This is a genomic window from Streptomyces sp. SID13666 (genome assembly GCF_010548325.1).
GTDB classification, from domain to species: domain Bacteria; phylum Actinomycetota; class Actinomycetes; order Streptomycetales; family Streptomycetaceae; genus Actinacidiphila; species Actinacidiphila fildesensis.
This window is the reverse complement of record NZ_JAAGLX010000108.1, coordinates 1-1,506: the sequence shown is the minus strand read 5'-3', so window position 1 is coordinate 1,506 and position 1,506 is coordinate 1. Positions and strand designations below refer to the sequence as shown.

Sequence of the window (1,506 nt, the reverse complement as noted above, 5' to 3'; positions counted from 1 at the left end):
GGTCAGACATCCCATGCCGTTTCATGTCAAGAGGGATAAGGCTGGGCGTGGTGTGACCAGGCGGTTGCTTCGTCGTAGTGGGTGCGGGTTTTGAGGCATCCGTGGAGGATGCCGACGAGGCGGTTGCCGACCTGGCGGAGGGCAGGGTTGTAGCCGGCGTCGCGGGCGCGCTGCTTGTCGTAGTAGCGGCGGGCGCCGGGCGAGGTGTTCAGCGCGGAGAACGCCTGTAGTTGCAGGGCTGCGGCGAGGCGGTTGTTACGGACGTAACGGGCCTGGACGGTGTGGCTCTTGCCGGAGGCCCGGGTGATGGGGCTGGTCCCGGCGTAGTTCTTGCGGGCCTTCGCGCTGTCGTAGCGCGTGGGGTCGTCCCCGAACTCGGCGAGCACCCGGGCGCCGGTGATCTCCGCGATGCCGGGCATCGAGAGGTAGATCTCAGCGTCCGGGTGCTCAAGAAAATGTGCCTTCACCTGCCTTTCAAGCTCGGCTATCTGCTCGTTCAGACTGATCAGCAGGCGCGCGTGGGCTGTCGCGGCGGCCGCGTAGGCGGCGGTCACCGGTGCGGGCAGACCGAGGTGTTCTTCTCGTAGCGCGGTCTGGATCGTGGCGGCTTTCTGGGGCCGGTTGTGCCGGCGATGGCGGGCCAGGACCGCGGTGATCTGGGTGCGGGTCAGCTTCGCCGCGGTGACAGGCGTGGGCGCCTTGATCAGCAGCTCCAGCGCGTCCGTGCTGGTCAGCGTCAAGTCGGCATAGGCGTTCAGGGCCGCGGGGAAGTACTCGCGCAGCGTGTTGCGCAGCCGCTGGAAGGTGCGGGTGCGTTCCCAGATCAGTGTCTGGTGGGCACGGGCGACGACCTTCACGGCCTGGGCCTGCTCGCTGTCTCCAGCGACGGGCCGCAACTGATCGCGGTCGATACGGACCATGTCTGCCAGCGCGTGCGCATCGCCCTTATCGCTCTTGGCGCCGGAGGTTCCGTAGCGTTCCTTGAACCGGTTGACCTGCCTCGGGTTGATCGCGAACACCTGGTAGCCGGAGGCGATCAGGGCTTGCACCCACGGGCCGCGATCGGTCTCGATGCCCACCACCACTTCGGCGGGGTCCACATCCGCGCCACCATACTTCGCGACGAGCGCGTGCAGTTTCGCGATGCCTTCCACCCCCTCGGGCAGGGTCGCGACGGCAAGCTTGCGGCCCGTCTCGTCCTGGACCTCCACATCGTGATGGTCTTCGGCCCAGTCGTCACCTATCAGCAGCAACAGTTCTCTCCCGCTCGCATCCGTTCATCCAGTTGCACAGCAGCCTGCGGAAGGCACGGCACGCGGCCTAATGGATCCAGTGCTCACGCCCTACTACTCGGCGGGCACGCCATCCCATCAGCGGTCATGGCCTCCCGGCCGACCAGCAGGGGCACGGTCTGACCACAGAACTCGAACGGCTCCGGCATCGGAAGTGCTCACCTGCTGGCGGCTACAACATCAAGTCTCTACGACCCGATACGGCCCATTAGGC

The 1,506-nt window shown here is 66.5% G+C and carries 1 protein-coding gene; it reads right to left on the bottom strand.

Going from position 1 to position 1,506, the window contains the following annotated elements:
- Window positions 1-26 precede the first annotated feature (26 nt).
- Window positions 27-1,253 (bottom strand): IS110 family transposase, encoded by a 1,227-nt coding sequence (locus G3I60_RS43560; RefSeq protein WP_164608538.1) that lies wholly within the window; start codon window positions 1,251-1,253, stop codon window positions 27-29.
- Window positions 1,254-1,506 lie beyond the last annotated feature (253 nt).